This window comes from Xenorhabdus bovienii (genome assembly GCF_024721015.1).
In the GTDB taxonomy this organism is placed as follows: domain Bacteria; phylum Pseudomonadota; class Gammaproteobacteria; order Enterobacterales; family Enterobacteriaceae; genus Xenorhabdus; species Xenorhabdus bovienii.
Genome location: NZ_JANAIF010000007.1, coordinates 29,922 through 47,360, shown reverse-complemented (window position 1 = coordinate 47,360; position 17,439 = coordinate 29,922). Strand labels below are relative to the sequence as shown.

Sequence of the window (17,439 nt, the reverse complement as noted above, 5' to 3'; positions counted from 1 at the left end):
TGATATCTTAAATGATACCTGAAAAATGGAGGGCAGCAGAAGCCGCCCTGATTCTCTGTATTTGTCAGCTATTTTCCTGCGTTTTTTTCACGCGTTTCGCTTTCAATTTTGCAGTAATCTTTTTGGTTTTGTCTGACGTTTTCTTCTTGCTTGCTTTAGGCTTTTCCGCTTTTTTCTTTTTACGGGAGGCGTTGTCTGGCTCAAAATTGGCTGATTTTTTATGATCACGCCCTTTTTTGCTACTGTTACGCTCTGGTGTACCTCTTTTCGACTTATCTCGCGCGGTCTTACCTTGATTACGCGCCTTTCGGGTCGAAGAAAGCAAGGCGAAATCAATATTGCGTTCATCCATGTGAACCGCTTCGACACGGATCTCTACTTCATCACCAAGCCGATAAGTCTGGCCAGAAGATTCACCAATCAGACGCTGGCCGACATTATCATATCTGTAGTAATCATTATCCAGTGTTGAAACATGTACCAAGCCGTCAATAAACAGCTCATTCAACCTGACAAAGAAACCGAAACCCGTCACGCTAGTAATCAAGCCAGTGAAAACATTGCCCACTTGATCCTGCATAAAATCGCATTTCAGCCAGTCTGCCACGTCTCTTGTTGCTTCATCCGCACGGCGCTCAGTCATGGAGCAATGGTTGCCCAATTGCAGCATGTGATCCATATCGTTATGCCAGCCGCCGGTTGGTGTCCAGTGCTGTTCAACGGCACCATTCTCTTGCTCTTGCGCCAATAAATATTTGATCGCTCGGTGCAATGCCAAGTCAGGATAACGGCGGATTGGCGACGTAAAGTGCGCGTAAGAACGCAGAGCCAGGCCAAAGTGGCCACGGTTTTCCGGATCATAAATCGCCTGTTTCATGGAGCGCAGCAACATGGTTTGCAGTAATTCATGATCCGGCCGTTCAGCCACATCTTTCATCAATTGAGCGTAGTCTTTCGGTTCAGGTTTCATTCCACCCAATAAGCTCAAACCCAGTTCGTTGAAGACTGAGCGCAGATTTAAAATACTTTCTTCTCTGGGCCGATCATGGACTCGGTATAACGCTGGCTCATTATTTTTCTCAACAAAGCGTGCCGCCGCAATATTGGCCAGAATCATGCACTCTTCGATCAGTTTATGGGCATCGCTGCGCGTAACGGGTTCAATACGCTCAATGCGGCGTTCTGCGTTAAAGATAAATTTCGCTTCTTCAGACTCAAACGAAATGGCTCCACGCTGTTCCCGCGCCTGCTCCAGTGCCTGATAAAGCTCATGCAGATACTCGATATGCGTCACCAGCGGCTGGTAATGTTCACGCAGCTCTTGATCGCCCTGCAATATTTTCCATACCTTGGTGTAAGTCAAACGGGCATGAGAGTTCATCACAGCTTCATAGAACTTATAGGAAGACAGCTTGCCTTGGGCAGAAATGGTCATTTCACACACCATGCACAAGCGATCGACTTCTGGGTTCAGAGAACACAGCCCATTCGACAGAATTTCCGGCAACATCGGTACGACTTGAGATGGGAAATAGACTGAGTTACCACGGCTACGCGCTTCTGTATCCAGAGGTGTTTGCGGACGAACATAATAGCTGACATCCGCAATCGCTACCCATAAACGCCAGCCGCCGCCACGTTTTCTTTCACAATAAACCGCATCATCAAAGTCACGGGCATCTTCACCATCAATCGTGACCAGTGGCAGTTCACGCAGGTCAACACGGCCTTTTTTCGCCGATTCCGGTACATTTTCATCGAGATCGACCACCTGTTTTTCTACCATTGGTGGCCAGCTATGTGGAATTTCATGGGTACGAAGCGCAATTTCAACCGCCATGTTCGTACCCATCGTTTCACCGAGCACTTCAACGATCTTGCCGATAGCTTTAGTTCGGCGGGTCGGACGACTCGTCAATTCAACGACGACGACATTGCCCATTCTTGCACCGCAAATTTCTTCTTTTGGGATCAAGATATCGAAACTTAGCCGACTGTCATCAGGGACAACAAATCCCATACCCGCATCGACAAAATATCGCCCGACAATCTGACTGTTCTTTGGCTCCAGTACTCGAACGATACGCACTTCAACGCGACCTTTACGGTCTGGTTGCAAAGGCTGTGCCAATATGACATCGCCATGAATTGCCATTTTCATTTGTTCTGCTGGCAGATAAAAATCTTCTTTGTGGCCTTCCGCACGCAGGAAACCGTAACCATCACGATGTCCAATCACCGTACCTTTCAACAAATCCAGTCTTTCCGGCAACGCATAACATTGACGACGAGTGAAAATCAACTGTCCATCACGCTCCATTGCCCGCAGGCGACGTCGAAACGCTTCCTGTGCATCTGCACTGGTTAACTGAAGTTCTTTTGCTAATTCCTGACGACTTACCGGAGTGGTGTGTTTAGAAAGGATATCCAAGATGTATTCACGGCTTGGGATAGGAGATTCGTATTTTTCAGCTTCTCGTTCCTGAAAAGGATCTTTTGACATCGTAATTCCTCTGTTGTCATCAGCAAGCTGTTGCTCCCCGTGCTTCACTCTCGCTTCACTTAGCCAGAAGCAACTGATAAAGGGGACGATTGTCTTTGACCATATCGGCCAAAGTATGTTTATCCAACTCTTGCAAAAAATTTTCTACCGCTTGATTCAACACTAATTTTAAGCGACATGCAGGCGTGATATAGCAAGCACTACAGTTAACCAATGGAAGCGGTTCCAGTGAACGGACTACATCGCCAATTTTGATCTCGCTGGCAGGCTTACCCAGACTAATGCCGCCATTTTTTCCCCTGACAGCATTAACTAGACCTAAATTACTGAGCTGGTTAATTATCTTCACCATATGATTACGTGAAACACCATAAATTTCAGTTACTTCGGTAATGCTAGTCATCTGACCTTCAGGCAGAGAAGCCATATAAATCAGGGCGCGCAAGCCATAATCGGTAAAACTGGTTAACTGCACACTCACCTCTGGGCGACTGGATATAACAGCGGTTATTTAGAACCAAGAAATAAAATATATGTTTATTGGTTTATCATTATCTGTTCACATTATGTGGGCATTTTAAAAATTAAGCAAAACGAGCTGCGTTTTATAACCTCTCGCCCAAAAGCCTATCCCCAAAAAGTAAAAACCGGGCATAAGGCCCGGTTATACATACTTAAAAGATTAAACTATCAATCAAGCATCAAATGGATCACGCAGGATCATGGTTTCAGCACGATCTGGGCCAGTAGAAATAATATCAACAGGAACGCCAGTCAGTTCTTCAACACGCTTGATGTAGCTCAGTGCTGCTTCTGGCAGCAGGCTGTGATCTTTCACGCCGAAAGTGCTTTCATCCCAACCAGGCAGAGTTTCATACACTGCTTCAAGACCTTCCCAGTTTTCTGCTGCCAATGGCGTAGTGTCAATCAAGCTACCATCAGGCATACGATAACCAATACAGATTTTCACTTCTTTCAGACCATCAAGCACATCCAGTTTGGTCATGCAAAAACCAGACAGGGAGTTGATTTGGATCGCACGACGAATGGCAACGATATCCAGCCAGCCGGTACGACGGCTACGGCCAGTTGTCGCACCAAATTCCTGCCCTTTCTGACGCAGGTACTCGCCGGTTTCATCAAACAGTTCAGTTGGGAATGGACCTGCACCAACACGGGTAGAGTAGGCTTTGATAATACCCAGAACATAGTCAACGTAGCGTGGACCCAGACCAGAACCTGTTGCAACGCCACCTGCTGTGGTATTAGAAGAAGTCACATAAGGATAGGTACCGTGGTCGATATCCAACAGCGTACCCTGTGCACCTTCGAACATCACCAGTTCACCTTTCTGAGTTGCTTTATAGAGCAGGTCAGAAACGTCAACTACCATGTTTGTCAGGATATCCGCAACAGCCAGAATATCATCCAGTGTTTTCTGATAATCAACAGCAGGCTCGTTGTAGTAGTTAACCAGTTGGAAGTTGTGATACTCGATGATTTCTTTCAGTTTGACCGCGAAAGTTTCTTTATCAAACAAATCGCCTACACGCAGGCCACGGCGTGCTACTTTATCTTCGTATGCAGGCCCGATACCACGGCCAGTTGTACCAATCGCCTTGGCACCACGCGCTTTCTCGCGGGCATTGTCCAGTGCAACATGATAAGGCAGGATCAACGGGCAGGCTTCAGAAATAAGCAGGCGTTCACGTACAGGAACCCCACGTGATTCAAGCGCATTCATTTCTTTCATCAAAGCATCTGGTGCTAAAACGACCCCATTTGCGATAATGCTAATGACATTTTCACGCAAGATCCCGGATGGGATTAAGTGGAGAACGGTTTTTTCACCGTTGATGACTAGTGTATGGCCCGCGTTGTGGCCCCCCTGATAACGAACCACGTACTTAGCTCGTTCAGTCAGCAAGTCGACGATTTTACCCTTGCCCTCGTCACCCCATTGGGTGCCCAATACGACAACGTTCTTACCCATTTCAAAAGTTCACTCGGTTGCTTAAAAATGGATTCTACCATCTCATTTAGCACCTTTCAGTATTTTTTCTCACTTCTGTTATTTCGTTTCGTCATATTAACGGGCTGTTAAGTAAGCATTCGTAATGATGCTAGTAACAAAAAAGCCACTGCAAGTTTTCTTACAGTGGCTTAGGCAGCGGTCATTCATTCCGCCGCGTTAGATTTCTTTTTGTTCATTAAGGCAATTCGCCTATCTGAGCGGCTCAGTCATTGGTATTACTGTGCTGCTTAACTGGCGCTTTCATATAACGGAAGAAATCGCTATCTGGGCTGAGTACCATGATGTTATTGCCATCATTCTTGAAGCTCTTCTCATAAGCACGCAGGCTACGGATGAACGCATAGAATTCAGGATCTTTGTTGAACGCATCAGCAAACAGCTTGGCCGCTTCCGCATCACCTTCTCCACGCAGGATAAGTGCCTCGCTATTCGACTTAGCTTTAATTTCAGTTGCTGTTTTATCTGCTACTGCACGGATCTTTTCAGCTTCTTCCAGACCTTGTGAGCGCAGGAGACGTGCTTCAGCTTCACGATCTGCACGCATACGCTGATAAATTGCTTCTGAAATTTCCTGTGGCAAGTTGATCTGTTTGATACGCACATCCACAACCTCAATGCCCAGCTCGGCCATACTGTTCTGGTTCAGAACGGGCTGTTTGCCTTTCGTTTCCTGCCCTACACTAGCCGCAGCCGAAGCAACCGGATTGTCCGCTGTTTCTGCCGTATCACCATCACTTGTCCCTAAGTTCAAAGAATTACGCACATCGGTAGTTAAACGACCACGGGAATCCGTCACAATACCACGCACATCCAAACGACCGATTTCAGAACGCAGACGGTCACTGAATTTACGCTTTAGCAGCAGTTCAGCCTGAGCAATTTCTCCATTACCTGTCGCCAGATAATAGCGGCTGAAATCTTTAATGCGCCATTTCAGGTAAGAATCAACAATCAGGTCTTTATTTTCACGCGTCAGGAAACGGTCAGCTTTGATATCCATAGTCTGGATACGGGCATCAAGTGTTTTGACTGTCTCAATAAATGGAATTTTAAAATGCAGACCAGGCTGATAAACCAGTGGTTTATTTTCCGCATCACGCGCAACCTTACCAAAACGCAGTACAATACCGCGCTGACCTTCGTACACGATGAATATCGACGTATACAGCACAACCAATATAACGGCAATAGCAAAGACGAATGACTTACGCATGATTATGGTCTCCCTTGTCTTAGCGTCTCACCACGCAGGCTACTGGGATTGCCATAGCTAGAATGATTATTACTGGAGTTGTTATAACCTGTTTGTCCTTGTTCAGGTGCAAAATGTGTAGAGCCGCTCTTCTCTGGCGCTACTTTGGCATCTGATGACTGCGTTTTCGGTACTTCAGCTTGTTTACGAAAAACCTGATCCAATGGCAGTACCAGCATGTTATTGCTCTTTTCGTTTGCAATGACCTTACGGGTATTACTCAGAACATACTCCATCGTTTCAATGTAAAGACGCTCACGGGTAATTTCCGGTGCAGCTTTATACTCCGGCAGAATTTTGGCAAAACTTGCCACTTCACCCTGAGCATTCAATACCACACTGACTTTATAGGCTCTGGCATCTTCAATCATGCGTTGAGCATCACCCTTAGCCATAGGCAAAACAGCATTTTTGTAGGATTCAGCTTCACGAATGGTTTTTTGCTCTTCCTCACGCGCTGCGATAACATCATCAAATGCCACTTGCACCTCTTCTGGTGGACGGGCAGTCTGGAAGTTAACATCAAGCAGCGTGATCCCCATGTTGTATGGACGAATGGTTTCTTCCAGTACTTTCTGGGTATCGTTACGCACGATGGTACGATCTGCCGTCAGGATTTTTTCCATGGTGTATTTGCCTACAACACCACGCACTGCGCTGTCAGTCGCTTGGCTCAGGCTGTTGTCCGGGCTGGTGACATTAAAAAGATAAGCCGCAGGGTCGGTCACACGATACTGTACGTTCATTTCAGCACGCACTACGTTTTCATCCGATGTCAGCATGACACCCGATGTCGCCAGTTCGCGAACAGATTCGACGTTAACGGCTCGGACTCGATCGATAAACGTCATTTTCCAGTTCAAGCCAGGCTGCACAATATGGCTGAATTTACCCAATCGGATAACAACGCCACGTTCTGTTTCTTTGATAGTATAAAACCCACTTACAACCCAGATAGCAACGGCAGCAGCAACGGCAAGACCAATAATACGGCCACCAAATTTAGGGCCCTGCTCAGAACCATTTCCACCTTTTTTTCCACCGAAACCACCGAGTTTTTCACTCAGCTTACGGAATAGATCGTCGAGATCAGTTGCCCCACGGTTTCGACCACCTTTATTGTTGCCGCCGGAGTTGCCGCCATTATTATTGCTGCTTCCCCACGGGTCGCGGTCCTGTCCGTTATTACCGGGCTGATTCCACGCCATGTTTTAGCTCCACTTTTTAGTTTTTCACTGGTTTTTCAGAGGTGACTGCTCTCCACCCTAACGGATGAGGCTTCCCACTTCACAGGCCATTGCCTGTCCCTGACAGGTCTGACAGCGGCCTCTGTGGTCAGAAACGACAAATTTCGTCGTTTTAGTAAGCAACCAATATTTTTGGGTGATGTTTTTGACAGTACTGATTCTGTCACTGCAATTCTGGCACAGTCATTCCATCACCGCCATCCCATTACAGCTACTACATGACTATAAGCGCCTTGAAATGGCTGACAAAATGATACCTTGTTTGTCTTCCTGAGCCAATCAATCAGACAACATAGTCAAGTAAATTCAATTCTTGTTTACATAGTCGGCGCCAATCAACCATCGGCATCCTGACTTCAATACCAATTTGGCCACTGTCTTCTATCCATTCACGCTCAATGGCCTGAAGCTGGTAAAAACGACTGCGCAAACGCCCCGCATCAGGCGGCAAATGCAATTCATAGTGTGCAATTTCACCTGAAAGATATTCGGTCAACACCTGAAATAACAGCGGGATACCTTCTCCAGTCTGTGCGGATAACCAGATCCTTATCGGGCGGTTTTCCTCATCGCGATCAATACGTGGAACAAAATCTTCCAACATGTCGATTTTATTCATCACCAACAAGGAAGGGATCTCATTGGCTTCAATTTCTTCCAGGACACTGTTTACTGCAACAATGTTTTCGTCCAGACGGCTGTCTGCCGCATCCACAACATGCAGCAGCAATCTTGCCTGCCGGGTTTCCTGCAAAGTAGCTTTAAACGCCGCAACCAAATCATGGGGTAAGTGGCGAATAAAACCCACGGTATCCGCCAAAACAACTGTACCGACATCATTCACGTCTATCCGACGCAAAGTGGGATCGAGGGTAGCAAAAAGTTGATCGGCAGTATACACCTCAGCCGAAGTTATCCGGTTGAATAAACTTGATTTTCCCGCATTGGTATAACCAACAAGAGAAACAGTGGGAATATCAGCTTTATTACGTGCCTGACGCCCCTGCTCGCGCTGTTTTTCAACTTTGCCGAGACGCCCCAAAATCTGCTTGATTTTGTCACGCAGCAGGCGGCGGTCAGTTTCTAGCTGAGTTTCCCCTGGGCCACGCAAACCGATCCCCCCTTTCTGACGTTCAAGGTGAGTCCAGCCTCGAACCAGACGGGTAGATAAATGACGTAATTGTGCCAACTCGACTTGCAACTTACCTTCGTGCGTTCTTGCCCGTTGGGCAAAAATATCCAAGATCACACCCGTGCGATCAACGACACGACATTGGCAAAGACGTTCAAGATTACGTTCCTGAGCAGGGCTTAGTGTATGGTTGAACAAGACCACATCTGCACCGCTGTTCTTGACAGCCTCAGCAATTTCCTCTGCTTTACCTTCTCCGACAAAATATTTCGGATTCGGTGCCTTTCTGCTTCCCGTCACAATCTGCACAGGAGAAACACCTGCGGAAGTCACCAATGATTCAAATTCACTGAGATTTTCCGTATCTTTTTCCTGTGAGAAAAAAACATGCACCAGAACGGCTAATTCTCCGCCTTCATAACGATCAAACAACGGTGCAACCCCTCAGGCTAAGTAGAAATCCATAGGAAAAAACATAGGTAAAGTCTCCCTACCTATGTTTTTATTTACGTCAGGCACGGACACTGATTTATTCAGCGCCATCACTTTCCGGTTGTGCTGCTGGGTTAGCGCCAGCATGATAATTTCCAACGCCAGTCGTCACGTTCGGATTATTGCCGTGGTGAGACACAGGACGGGAAGGCACAACAGTTGAAATAGCATGTTTATAAACCATCTGACTGACCGTGTTTTTCAGTAAAATAACAAATTGGTCAAAAGATTCAATCTGACCCTGTAACTTGATGCCGTTGACCAAATAAATAGAAACCGGGACCCTTTCACGCCGTAACGCGTTCAGGAATGGATCTTGCAAAGATTGCCCCTTAGCCATTCTATATTTTCCTTATTTTGTTGTTCTTAACTAAGAACCTGTTGGTTCGAAAAAGTAACTACTCAAAAATAACGCTTTGTACTGATCAATTGTACACAATCAATGAATTTATGTACTAATAACCTGCATCACTGTATTCAGTGCCTGTTCAGGTTGGTCACTGTCCAACCAAGTCACATTGTCCCAACTTCTGAGCCACGTGATCTGGCGCTTCGCTAGCTGGCGTGTCGCACAGATGCCACGATAAACCATCTCATCATGAGAGATTTCGCCTGAAAGGTAAGACCACATTTGACGATAACCAACACAACGAATGGAAGGTAAATCTGTATGCAAATCACTACGAGCATAAAGCGCTTTTACTTCATCTTCAAACCCTGATTTGATCATTTGTTCAAAACGGGCGGCGATGCGCTGATGCAAAATTTCACGGCTTGCAGGTGCGATCGCAAATTGATGAACACGATAAGGCAATATTTCTCCAGACGTTTCAGTCAATGCAGTTAGAGTTTTACCCGAAATTCGAAAAACTTCCAGTGCACGAGTGAGACGTTGTGGATCATTTGGGTGAATTCTTGCTGCTGCAACGGGGTCAATTTCCTGCAATTGCCGATGCAAGGCTTCCCACCCATGTTCGGCCGCCTGTTGCTCGATCTGCGCCCGGATATCAGGATTAGAAGAGGGTAAGGGCGATAATCCTTCCAGCAATGCTTTGAAATATAGCATGGTTCCGCCAGCTAGGAGGGGAATTCTCCCGGCAGCCGTGATATCAGCCATTTCTTTCAGAGCATCACGGCGAAAATCAGCAGCGGAATAAATTTCAGCAGGATCGAGAATGTCAACCAGACGATGAGGTGCCTGTGCCTGCTCTGCTGCGGTAGGTTTCGCAGTGCCAATATTCATTTCACGATAAATCAACGCAGAATCAACGCTGATTAATTCAACAGGAAGATGCTGACGCAAGGCGATCGATAACGCCGTTTTTCCTGAAGCTGTCGGCCCCATGATGAAAATGGCTGTCGGCAGATGTTGAGTTTTTAAATCACTCATGATTGAGAAGTGCCACCACTGCTTGTAAATCAATTAACTGTAATAAGCCCCCAGGCGGGGATTCCACCAATTGAGGGCAAAGACGCTCGACATCAGCTAAAAGCTGGACAGCTTGCGCAACGTTCCACGTTTCATGTTCGCTCCCAACGTGACGGGAGAGCCAAATCGCTACCTGTTCAGCACAGACCGAGGGTTGTTCCACTAGATAGTTCAACAGCTCCGGCAGGAGTTTCGGCAGGTTCTGTTGACGCAGTGGCAACGATACCGCATGAATAGTTACTTTTCCATGTGCGACTGTAGATTCAATACCGAAAGTCTTCAATAGCTCACTATTCTGCTTTAAAGCGTCGATTTCTGCCTGACTGAGAGAAAGTTTCAGCGGTATCAGTAGCGGCTGCGATTTAAGCCCTAGCTCCCCTGGCGTCAACTGCACCTGTTTCAGCCAGCGCTCAGCAACTGGCAAAGACAGTAGCCCAATCCCCAACGGGGACTCAATCAAGGCATAACTGGCAGCATGGATGCTCAATACTTTGCCAAAACTGTAACTATTGTTTTTTCCCTGCAAAAGTGCTGCATAAACAGGAACTGGAGCGGCTTTTTCCCTCACGGAGACAGCCTTTTCAGGAAACAGCAGCCGTTTCTCCTCTGGTGCAAATTGCATCATTTTTTGGTACAACTCGCCCTGTTTCTTCTGGTAATTTTCCCCATGATGAAGTTGCCGCGTGTCATTGCCAGAATGCGGGCGATCAAGCTGAGGCTGTTCTTTATCATGCCCCCCAGACGAAACCAAGGGAGAAGTCGCGGCACGAGAAGGCGGTGACGCCTTCGGTGATGTCGTATTTTGCTGGAGAAAATGGTTCTCTCCCGCAGAAGGACGGTTTTCCGGCACCCAACTGGCAGCCGGCTCCTCACAGCCAAGCGCTAGTTCAGCTCCCTTCTCCCGCTGTTTCAATACCGCTGCCACACCCTGATAAATAAAATCATGCACCAGACGTGCCTGATGGAAGCGTACCTCATGCTTCGCTGGATGCACATTGACATCAACCTGATGCGGATCGATCTCCAGATACAATACATAAGCAGGCTGCTTCTCTCCCTGAAGCAAATCTTGATAAGCTTGGCGGATAGCATGATTAATCAGCCGATCCCGCATCATACGTCCATTGACATAACAATACTGAATATCGCTCCCGGCAGTATCATTCATGGGATCAGCAACCCATCCTTTAATGGACAAGGAGTCATGCTGCCATGACAACGCAAGAGCCTGTTGCACAAACGCCATTCCACAAATGGCCGCCAAACGCCGCTCATGCTGAGATTCTTCTTTCGCTGGACGATACTGACGAACCAATTTGCCGTTGTGATGCAGGTTGATCGCCACATCCAACCGTGCCAGAGCTATCCTGCGCACCACTTCATCAAGATGCCCGAACTCGGTTTTTTCTGTTCTCAGGAATTTGCGACGTGCTGGCGTGTTATAAAACAGGTCCAATACTTCAACCGTCGTACCGACGGGATGAGCTGCGGGTTTTACGGTGACTTCCATATCACGGCCTTCGGCGTAAGCCTGCCACGCTTCTGTTTGGCTTTCAGTACGGGAAGTCAGAGTCAATCGTGAAACCGAGCTGATACTGGCCAGTGCTTCCCCACGGAATCCCATACTGACAATCGCCTCCAAATCATCAAGCGAAGCGATTTTACTGGTGGCATGACGTGCCAGTGCCAATGTCAGATCTTGCTGGTCGATCCCACAGCCGTTATCACGAATGCGGATTAATTTTGCACCACCGCGCTCAATCTCAATATCAATGCGGGTAGCGCCGGCATCAAGGCTGTTTTCCACCAATTCTTTCACCACCGATGCAGGGCGCTCAACCACTTCACCAGCAGCAATCTGATTTGCTAATTGTGGGGGTAAAATCCTGATAGCCATATTCAACCTTCTTTACGGTTTAGTATTACATTGGAGAAGTCTGCAACGGGTTAGCCTGAAAATAGTGGCGCAGCCCAAAGTGAATAGCTTGTGCCAATCTCGCCTGATAATCATTAGACCCCAGAAGCTTCTCTTCGGATAAATGACTGATAAAACCCGTTTCCACTAAGATGGAAGGAATATCAGGTGAACGTAACACACCAAGGCTTGCATGTTCTGGCGTGCGCTTATGCAAAGATCCAATGCTAGTTAACTGACTCAATACTTGAACAGCAACGTCATAGCCCACTCTCTGGGAATGACCAAACTGCAAATCTAACACAGCCTGACTCAATAGAGGATTAACACCATTGGATAGAACATCTCCCGCACCGCCCAACAATTCCGATTGTTTCTCGTGCTGCTCCAGCCAATTCCCCAATTCACTGTTTGCGCGACGGTTGGATAGTACCCAAACAGAAGCCCCTCTGGCGCTGCGATTAGGTGCTGCATCCGCATGAATAGACACCAGCATATTGGCTTTGTGCTTACGGGCGACCTCAGAACGTCCAGCAACTGAGATAAAATAATCGCCATCCCTCGTCAAAACAGGCTTGAACATGGGATCATTGCGTAAAAGAACTTCCAGCTTGCGTGCAACGCTGATGGTCACGTTTTTTTCCTTCAAGCCCCCTTGCCCGATGGCGCCTGGGTCTGTCCCACCATGCCCTGCGTCAATGGCAATCACAATCGGGTATTTTCCCTGTGCTGCCTTAGCTGCCTGCTTTTTCACTCCCTGCCCATGATGAGCCGGAGTAGGCTTTGTTTCCTGCTTCGGTGACTGAACATTATTAGCTAGTAATTGCTTACTTTCATGTAATGAAGTATTTCCCTTAAGCATCGAGGTGCTATTCGCTGTACTCTTAGCCGCTGCACTATTAGCTTGCAACGTAAAAACCACCTGATATTCACTGGCGGATCCTTTCACTGAAGAAGTCGCGGTAGCCTGATGTGCCAATTCCAATACAAACCGCTTATGCTGTGCATCAGGGGACTGACTGGTTCGAATCACTTTCACCAGATCCTGGCCTGATAAACGCATTGGCAGTCCTATGACATGACCAGACTGACGAATATCCACCACCAACCGCTCAGGAGCATGCAGGGGGAAAAACCGATAATCAGGATGCCCGCCTGTGAATCCCAACGTTACGGTAGCTTCAGATGGGCTATTATTCACATGAATATTCGACAACGTAGCCGCTGTCGCCGTCATCATGATCAGTTGACTCAACATGACAAACAATGCACAGGACATCACCCAATGGGCTTGCCATTTTTTTATCACTTTCACAAAGAAAGCATTCATCATGGTCGGGTATTCCTTCATAAGGACTTCAGATTATCCAGCAGATTTTCACCATATTCAGATAACGCCACAAAACGCGCGTGCCGCCCTTCACTGTCATAGCTCAAATGCAGCTCAATATCGGCATCAGGTAAAAACCCTGCGCCCTGTTGAGGCCATTCCACCAGACAAATAGCATCCTGATGGAAATAATCACGAATGCCCATAAATTCCAATTCTTCAGGATCAGCCAGACGGTAAAGATCAAAGTGATAGACAGGCCGCGGTTGCAAAGCATAAGGTTCAACCAGTGTATAAGTCGGACTCTTCACATGTCCCTGATGGCCGAGCGCCTGTAGGAAGCCACGACTGAATGTCGTTTTTCCGGCACCCAGATCGCCATATAAATAAATAACATAGCCTCGATCGCCGGCTGCCGCCACTGCATTGCCCAATGCAACCGTGGTATTTTCATTTGGAAGTAATAAAACGAGTTCTTTCATCGAAAAGTATCTATTTTATTTATTGAATTAAAGCCTAATGAGATTTAGGTTTATCAGTTAAATAGTTTAACCAATAACCATAACATAACTCAGCCATTATCATTTAACATCTTCTGCTCCGCCGTACTGCCACGTACCGCACTTTTTGTATTCAATCCGCTGTGTGCTAAACTACGTCCCCTTTGCAGCAGTAATTTGATATTCAATGGCAACCCCTCTCGATCTGAATCTTCTGGCAGCAAACATCAAACAATGGGGCCTTTCCCTTGGCTTTCAACAAGTCGGTATTTGTGACACCGATTTATCCACAGAAGAACCCAAACTACAGGAATGGCTTGATAAGCAATACCACGGCGAAATGGATTGGATGGCTCGTCACGGTATGATGCGCGCCCGCCCCCATGAACTACTGCCTGACACCTTGCGGGTCATCAGCGTGCGCATGAATTACCTGCCAACCAAAGCCGCTTTTGCCAGTACACTGAATAATCCTGAATTGGGTTATGTCAGCCGCTATTCGTTAGGCAGAGACTACCACAAGCTATTGCGTCAACGACTCAAAAAACTCGGTGGGCAGATTCAAGACTATTGTAGTGCTCATGAATATCAGGGAACTCTGAATTTTCGGCCTTTTGTCGATTCTGCCCCGATCATGGAGCGCCCCTTGGCAGCCAAGGCTGGTCTCGGCTGGGTTGGTAAACACTCACTTATATTGAATCGGGAATCGGGTTCGTGGTTTTTCCTCGGCGAATTGTTGATTAACCTTCCCCTTCCCATAGATGCCCCACAAGAGGAGCAATGCGGGCGTTGCGTTGCCTGTATGACGACCTGCCCAACAGGCGCCATTGTTGAACCTTATACCATTGATGCACGGCGCTGTATTTCTTATCTGACCATTGAATTGGATGGCGTTATCCCTGAAGAGTTGCGCCCGTTAATGGGCAACCGGATTTATGGTTGTGACGATTGTCAGCTTATTTGCCCATGGAATCGTTTTTCACAATTAACGGATGAAGTAGATTTCAGCCCTCGTGCAGCCCTGCACACACCAAAATTACTTGATTTATTCAGTTGGAGCGAAGAAAAGTTTCTACGCATTACAGAAGGATCGGCAATCCGCCGTATTGGTTATTTACGCTGGCTGCGCAATATTTCCGTTGCTTTGGGTAATGCCCTTTATCAGGATGATATCGTGCTGGCACTGGAAAAAAGAATCGGTTTAAGTGAGGTACTGGATGAACATATCCACTGGGCCATCGATCAGCAAATAACTCGCCGCAATGCCAATACGATTGAAGTTCAAACATCACAGCAGAAGCGATTAATTCGGGCAATCACCAAAGGTCTACCCAGAGATGCTTAATAATCAACCAGCCGAATTTACTGTCAAAAAACCCGTCTATTTCCTTGTGAATAAAATAAAAATGCCTTGTTGATCAACAGACAAAAAGAGTTTAAATATTAATCAATATCTTTTTAAATGGAGCTAATTACGTTAACTTATCAATAAGTTAAATATGATTTATTATTTTAAATGATGGGTCAAAAAACACAGATACGGAAATACCGACTGTGGATAACTCTGTGTAGCAAATAGAGCGTCATCAGACAAGTCAATATGGTAGTAAGGTTAAATACTGTGGATAAAAAACAGTAATTGTATTTCAGTGGAAAATCTCAGAAATAAGCAGTAAAACCAGAATCCACTCTCACATTCTAGACGCTGGTGGAGAAATTTTCCTCTGCCTATTCAAAAATGAGGCGGCATTATGGACTTGTTAAATCTGGATAGCAAGTGCTTTATCGACAATTTATTTATGGTGATAGATAGTACGGAGCGGGCAGTTAAGGGCAAATAACGCTAACATCCAGCAAAAAGTGCCAACATCTCCCCGCTGGCACTCTCCCCTTACCTACTGCGACAATAGGATAAAAATCAGACTAGAGCGCTTTTATCTTTTCAACCAATTCCTTCGATGATTTCCAATCATATTTTGTATAAAGACGCTCTAGCGCAAAGTAAGAAGCACCGGTATAAAACATCTCATATTGCAAATGCCTTGAAGCAAATTCTGACCCCACTGCATCCCATACCAGTTTCATCAGCCTGACTCTTTCAATAGGGGAAGCAACAGATGAATATTGTGTTTTCTCAATAATGCGTAAAATTTCATCATTCTCCAAATCAGCTTCACTTGATGGCAGCATCAAAACACCTCCACCCGCGAGTTTCCTTATCGTCTCCAATACTTTTGGATATATTTCCTGTGCAATAACCTGACACGCATAAAGCTGTGTTCGATCAGGAATATAAAACCCGTTATCGACTCTGGGGTTATGGATCAAACTATTAAACAACCCTTCAATATTCATCGCATAACACGCAAGTTTAGCAAGAGACTCTCTTACCGTGGGATATTCGCAAACACCGTTTGTTTCTGCCATTGTCTGAGCTAGCCCCGCCAGAAAATGCAATTTCACCGCATAACGAGCCTGACTTTGAGTATCCATCAGCACTTCCGCAGCAGTTTCCTTAAATTGCCGACGGCACATCTCTATATCCTCAAAAATAAATACCCGTTCCCAAGGCACTAAGACATCATCAAAATAGATAATTGAGTCATTTTCATCGAACCGATACGACAGCGGATAATCTTTGGGATTTACGCCTAATTCATAAGAACGCCTTGAAATAATCTTGATACCTTTCGCATTAAGTGGCATGGCAAAAGAAACCGCATACCGTTCATCAATCCCAGGTTTAAGTGGATTATGCACACCAATCAGAATTTCATCAGCCAGTGGTGCTCCCGTAGCGAGCATTTTTGCACCTCTGACAATAATTCCCTTGGCATTCTTTTCCACCACACCCAGAGTGTGATAAATATTCTTGGTATGTTCTCCTGGAGCCTTTGAGCGATCTCCCTGAGGGTTAACCAGTGCGTAAGTTAAATAGAGGTTTTTCTCACTCACATAGGTAAAATAATTCCGTAGAGCATCAGCCCGCTCTTGCGAATAATCTTCAAATACCTCGATATGAGTCATCATCCCAGTAAGCACCGACGACACGTTATCGGGGCTTCTTCCGAGCCAGCCAACACTCTGTGTAGCCAGTTCATATTCAGCCCGACCACGTGCAATCAATTTTTCAGGTGTAGAAGGCAATTGCCAGTATAGACTAATTCGATTACCCGCTTCTGTCATAAACATCATTCTGTCGGCATGTTCGATCTGATAATCATACAGATTCGCAACCGACCTGATCGTATTTCTGAATGCAGGATGATCCACATGATTTGTGACTACCTCTCCATTAATAAAAATAGCTCGCCCATCACGTAAATCATCAATATATCTTTCTCCGGTTCTTATCATCTTTTTTACTCTCCTATCACTGATCACGACTTTTAAAAGTCAAGAAAAGAAATCTTTCTATTCAGTACAGAGCGCTTAATATACAAAGATAATTATTCCTCCATTATCAGGAAGTGAATCACCGATCTTAATATGTGAGAGAAACCTCTTTCATTAACATTGCCCGATTTTCGTATTTCCGACACCATTCTATGTACCGAAAAATACCGAGATATGTTCCTGTGGATTAACTATAAAAGCGACATAA

14 protein-coding genes are annotated in these 17,439 nt (G+C 46.1%); 2 read left to right on the top strand and 12 right to left on the bottom strand.

Annotation, left to right across the window (positions count from 1 at the left end; translation table 11 throughout):
* Positions 1-64: 64 nt before the first annotated feature.
* From rnr to hflK, 5 genes are all read right to left on the bottom strand, one after another.
* Positions 65-2,503 carry a ribonuclease R gene (gene rnr, locus NXS07_RS03635; RefSeq protein ID WP_258086188.1) on the bottom strand — a complete coding sequence of 813 codons (2,439 nt, stop codon included), beginning with the start codon at positions 2,501-2,503 and terminating at the stop codon, positions 65-67.
* A 55-nt stretch (positions 2,504-2,558) separates the two neighbouring features.
* The gene (gene nsrR / locus NXS07_RS03630; RefSeq protein WP_038223065.1) at positions 2,559-2,978 is read right to left on the bottom strand and encodes a nitric oxide-sensing transcriptional repressor NsrR; all 420 of its coding nucleotides are present in this window, start codon (positions 2,976-2,978) and stop codon (positions 2,559-2,561) included.
* A gap of 219 nt (positions 2,979-3,197) precedes the next feature.
* Positions 3,198-4,496, bottom strand: a complete 1,299-nt coding sequence (locus tag NXS07_RS03625) for an adenylosuccinate synthase (RefSeq protein ID WP_038205930.1) — start codon at positions 4,494-4,496, stop codon at positions 3,198-3,200.
* A gap of 244 nt (positions 4,497-4,740) precedes the next feature.
* Complete coding sequence (gene hflC, locus NXS07_RS03620; RefSeq protein WP_038205927.1) at positions 4,741-5,751, bottom strand: protease modulator HflC; 1,011 nt, start codon at positions 5,749-5,751, stop codon at positions 4,741-4,743.
* Between the two features lie 2 nt (positions 5,752-5,753).
* Positions 5,754-6,998, bottom strand: a complete 1,245-nt coding sequence (gene hflK, locus NXS07_RS03615) for an FtsH protease activity modulator HflK (protein WP_071826220.1) — start codon at positions 6,996-6,998, stop codon at positions 5,754-5,756.
* 184 nt (positions 6,999-7,182) lie between these two features.
* Between hflK and NXS07_RS03610 the strand changes: the two genes are divergently transcribed.
* Positions 7,183-7,311: a hypothetical protein gene (locus NXS07_RS03610; RefSeq protein WP_256548259.1), complete on the top strand. Its 129-nt coding sequence runs from the start codon at positions 7,183-7,185 to the stop codon at positions 7,309-7,311.
* 9 nt (positions 7,312-7,320) lie between these two features.
* On the opposite strand, the gene hflX is transcribed toward NXS07_RS03610, so the two are convergent.
* The 6 genes from hflX to tsaE all read right to left on the bottom strand — a co-directional run bounded on the left by hflX (position 7,321) and on the right by tsaE (position 13,817).
* Positions 7,321-8,601 carry a ribosome rescue GTPase HflX gene (gene hflX, locus NXS07_RS03605; protein WP_038191615.1) on the bottom strand — a complete coding sequence of 427 codons (1,281 nt, stop codon included), beginning with the start codon at positions 8,599-8,601 and terminating at the stop codon, positions 7,321-7,323.
* A 97-nt stretch (positions 8,602-8,698) separates the two neighbouring features.
* Positions 8,699-9,001 carry an RNA chaperone Hfq gene (hfq, locus tag NXS07_RS03600; protein WP_038191613.1) on the bottom strand — a complete coding sequence of 101 codons (303 nt, stop codon included), beginning with the start codon at positions 8,999-9,001 and terminating at the stop codon, positions 8,699-8,701.
* Positions 9,002-9,109: 108 nt separating this feature from the next.
* The gene (gene miaA / locus NXS07_RS03595; RefSeq protein WP_038205924.1) at positions 9,110-10,051 is read right to left on the bottom strand and encodes a tRNA (adenosine(37)-N6)-dimethylallyltransferase MiaA; all 942 of its coding nucleotides are present in this window, start codon (positions 10,049-10,051) and stop codon (positions 9,110-9,112) included.
* The gene (gene mutL, locus NXS07_RS03590) at positions 10,044-11,987 is read right to left on the bottom strand and encodes a DNA mismatch repair endonuclease MutL (RefSeq protein WP_238125965.1); all 1,944 of its coding nucleotides are present in this window, start codon (positions 11,985-11,987) and stop codon (positions 10,044-10,046) included. Before mutL ends, miaA begins: the two co-directional genes overlap by 8 nt.
* Before the next feature lie 25 nt (positions 11,988-12,012).
* A complete protein-coding gene (gene amiB, locus NXS07_RS03585) occupies positions 12,013-13,356 on the bottom strand; it encodes an N-acetylmuramoyl-L-alanine amidase AmiB (protein WP_230579675.1) in 1,344 nt (447 codons plus the stop codon).
* Positions 13,353-13,817: a tRNA (adenosine(37)-N6)-threonylcarbamoyltransferase complex ATPase subunit type 1 TsaE gene (gene tsaE / locus NXS07_RS03580; RefSeq protein WP_038191607.1), complete on the bottom strand. Its 465-nt coding sequence runs from the start codon at positions 13,815-13,817 to the stop codon at positions 13,353-13,355. Before tsaE ends, amiB begins: the two co-directional genes overlap by 4 nt.
* A 205-nt stretch (positions 13,818-14,022) precedes the next feature.
* Here tsaE and queG point away from each other — a divergent pair, with 205 nt between their 5' ends.
* A complete protein-coding gene (gene queG / locus NXS07_RS03575; protein ID WP_038205915.1) occupies positions 14,023-15,180 on the top strand; it encodes a tRNA epoxyqueuosine(34) reductase QueG in 1,158 nt (385 codons plus the stop codon).
* Between the two features lie 578 nt (positions 15,181-15,758).
* On the opposite strand, the gene NXS07_RS03570 is transcribed toward queG, so the two are convergent.
* Positions 15,759-17,192, bottom strand: a complete 1,434-nt coding sequence (locus NXS07_RS03570; RefSeq protein ID WP_046337682.1) for a 4-hydroxyphenylacetate 3-hydroxylase family protein — start codon at positions 17,190-17,192, stop codon at positions 15,759-15,761.
* Positions 17,193-17,439 lie beyond the last annotated feature (247 nt).